At 58.5% G+C, this 3,069-nt stretch carries 4 protein-coding genes; 3 read left to right on the top strand and 1 reads right to left on the bottom strand.

What is annotated here, in order from left to right:
- From Q8O80_RS03670 to Q8O80_RS03660, 3 genes are all read left to right on the top strand, one after another.
- Window positions 1-571: DUF1403 family protein (locus Q8O80_RS03670; protein WP_305577047.1), on the top strand; the 571-nt coding region annotated here is incomplete at its 5' end.
- 2 nt (window positions 572-573) lie between these two features.
- The gene (locus Q8O80_RS03665) at window positions 574-1,266 is read left to right on the top strand and encodes an SMC-Scp complex subunit ScpB (RefSeq protein WP_305577045.1); all 693 of its coding nucleotides are present in this window, start codon (window positions 574-576) and stop codon (window positions 1,264-1,266) included.
- A 155-nt stretch (window positions 1,267-1,421) separates the two neighbouring features.
- Window positions 1,422-1,811 carry a hypothetical protein gene (locus tag Q8O80_RS03660; RefSeq protein ID WP_305577043.1) on the top strand — a complete coding sequence of 130 codons (390 nt, stop codon included), beginning with the start codon at window positions 1,422-1,424 and terminating at the stop codon, window positions 1,809-1,811.
- 464 nt (window positions 1,812-2,275) lie between these two features.
- Here the strand turns inward: Q8O80_RS03660 and Q8O80_RS03655 are convergent.
- The coding region (locus Q8O80_RS03655) for a bifunctional diguanylate cyclase/phosphodiesterase (protein WP_305577041.1) at window positions 2,276-3,069 on the bottom strand (794 nt) is incomplete at its 5' end.

Here is a 3,069-nt window from a genome sequence, read left to right as displayed (position 1 = left end):
GGGCCTCGCCTGGGATGAGCCACTTGCGGCCTCTACGGCGACTGCGGCTGATGAAGCGCTTCAATCCAGCCGGTCGGCGCCCTTCGCTGCGGCGGAACTGGTGACAACAATCTGTGGCTCCCGTCCGGATGCCGAGCCGCTCGCCTGGGCGCTGGCCGATGGTCTCATCGCTAAACAACTCAATTGGTCGTTTACTCTACCGCTTTTGATGTCGGAACGGTACGGCTCGGCCTTCCGCACAATCGGGGGAAGGGGGCGTGTCCGACCCGGCGAAGTGGCGTTCGCCACAGCTATCTGTTTGGCTTTGGTTGACGGCACAGTGGGCGCCCTGCGTTCAGCCGGCGAGATCGCCCGAAGAGCCGATCAGCTTGTTGCTATCGCGCCGAAGCTGCGCACCAAAGGAGCTGAGCCGGTGATCCAGACCTTGCTTAACGAGGATGCGATTGCGGCCTCCGCACCCGGCAGTGGTCTGTCCCGCTGGGCCAGTACCCGGCTGTTCGAACGATTGGAGAGTTTTGACGCCGTGCGCGAGCTGTCCGGACGATCGTCATTCCGGATCTATGGATTATGACGATGACCGGAGCAACCGCAGCAAAACCTTCCCGCGAAGAGAAAGCGAACGGTGGAGAAGGCATTCTCCTTGATCGGGAGCTGGCGGATTTGCCGGCGGATCTGCGCTGGCGCGAATGGATGATGCGGGTTGAGGCAGTGATTTTTGCCTCGGCCGAGCCGGTGACGCGTGAAACCCTGGCGCGCGTCGTTGGCAGGGAGTGCAGCATTGATCTGCTTATTGATGATCTGCGAGAGGAACTTCGTTCCCGGCCGTATGAGCTGGTTTCGGTTGCCGGCGGTTGGCAACATCGGACCCGTGTGGCCTATGCGGAGGCGATCCGGGCTTCTTGCGCGCCGACGCGATCGGCCGCTGCGGTGCTGTCCGAACACGAGTCGATGGTTCTAATGTCGATTGCGTATTTCCAGCCGGTGACGAGAAGCGAGCTGTCGAAGAACTTTTGCAAGGAGGTCAGTCGCGATCTGATCGGATCGCTGCGGGGGGCGGGGTTTATTTCCTCTGGTCCGCGCAGCCCGACGCCGGGGGCGCCCTATACCTATGTAACGACGAAGCACTTTCTGTCGGCATTTCGCATGGAGACGCTGCGCGACCTTCCGGATATGGAGGCGCTGGAGGATGCAGGGTTGCTGAGCCGCCATGCGGTATATGCGGAACCGCTTTCGGTCGAGCCGGACGATGACGAGTTGGTGGAATAGCCAAAACATCTGCTGACGCTGACGGCAAGCCAGGCCGCCGGATCGGCGAGGCGCACCGTCGATGATGGCAGGATTTCTATTGGGATGGCTATAGCCTGTTCCATGTTTGGGATGTCTGATTAGCCCTGGTCGTTACTGCACAAAAGGAGCTCTCGGTGCCCTTCATTTACATCGTAACGGATTGCGAGTTTGATGGCCCGATACCGGGATTGCATTCAATGCTGTCGTTCGGGTCGGTCGCTGTTTCCGAAAGCGGCGAAGTTCTTGGAGAATTTGAAGGTGTTTTAGAACGCCTTGATGGGGCGGAAAATGATGCCGCAACGATGGATTTCTGGAGCAGGCATCCTGAAGCATGGGCGGCAGCAACGGAGAATGCGGAGCCACCAGAAACAATCATCAAACGGTTCGCCACGTGGGTTAAGTCCTTTGGTCTTGACCCAATATTTGCGGCCCATCCTGTCTCTCTCGATGGACCGTGGTTCGACTACTATTTGAAGCGGTTCGTCGGCAGACCACTGCTCGAAGGGCCGTGGGTCGCAGACTGATTGTTCAGGTATGCTCCGCTTTGCATCATGTCGATGGTTGCCGGAAAAACGGGTCGAGACCATTGGAACTGCGACGTTGATAGATATCCGACGGACTGGCTCGGCTCCGTCGAGCATACTCATCGGGCGATTGACGACGCTCGGGGTTATGCAAACTTGCTGAGGTTGTTATTGAGCGGCAAAACTTGATGGCTGATCGCTTGTGGCGCTTCCTGGGATGTGCTTCTCGCTCGCACTTGCCAGGTCGTGATTGGCACTTCCGACCCGAAGCCGACCTCCGTCACCTTGTCGAATGCTGCACCGCAGCTGCCGCTTTGCTGCCATTCGTCAATCACGTAGCATTTTTGACGGATCAATGTCGGCACAGCGGACAAAGTGACCGTGGCTGCCTTGTTTGGATGCTTGAATACGACATGAGTTCTGTCCGCGGTACCCTATATACGGTCGTCAGAGCGCCCTGGTTGCTATGCTACGCTACGCCGTGAGGCGCCCCCCGCAGCGTCTCGAACGAGTTTGCCGGCCGCGTCGGCTGGCATAGCCTTGCCAAAATAGTATCCCTGACCGAACGTGGCGCCGGCCTGAGTCAGCTCTCCTGCTGTTTGCTCGTGTTCGATGCCTTCGGCGATCGTTTGCATGCCAAGACTCTTCGCCAGTTCCAAGACCGACTGCACAATGCTGGCTCCGTGTGCGTCAGTTGCCATGTTTGTCACGAACGATTGATCGATCTTAATCTTGTCGAATCGAAGCTCATGCAGTTGATACAAATTTGAGTAACCTGTTCCGAAGTCGTCGAGCGAGATCTTGACGCCGATATCCTGGAGAGTGCGAAGAGCGGTCCGCGCCGCCGGAAGATTTCCGATCAGCGCCGACTCGGTAATTTCAACCTCAAGCCGCGATGGCGGGAAGCCGGTTTCCGACAGGATCGAGAGGAACCTCACCGGTAGCAGGGGGTCCCCTATTTGCAAAGGCGAAACGTTCAGCGCAATTGTGATATCTGACGGCCAGTCTTTTGTTTCAAGGCAGGCGCGGCGCAAGAGCGAATATGTGAATTGACCGATGAGGCCAAGCTTCTCCACCACCGGGATGAAGATCGCCGGCCCAACGTCCCCCCTTGTTGGGTGGTGCCAGCGCGCCAGTATCTCGAACCCGGCGAGGCGGTTCTCCGCGAGCTTCACGAGCGGCTGATAGTGCGGTCGGAATGCCCCGCTAGCGACCGCCTGACGGACGTCATTCTCCAGTGCCGCATTGGCAAGCAGCT

This window comes from Devosia sp., from assembly GCF_030689745.1.
In the GTDB taxonomy this organism is placed as follows: domain Bacteria; phylum Pseudomonadota; class Alphaproteobacteria; order Rhizobiales; family Devosiaceae; genus Devosia; species Devosia alba.
Note: the sequence above shows the minus strand (reverse complement) of the source record. Positions and strands in the feature narration are given on the sequence as shown.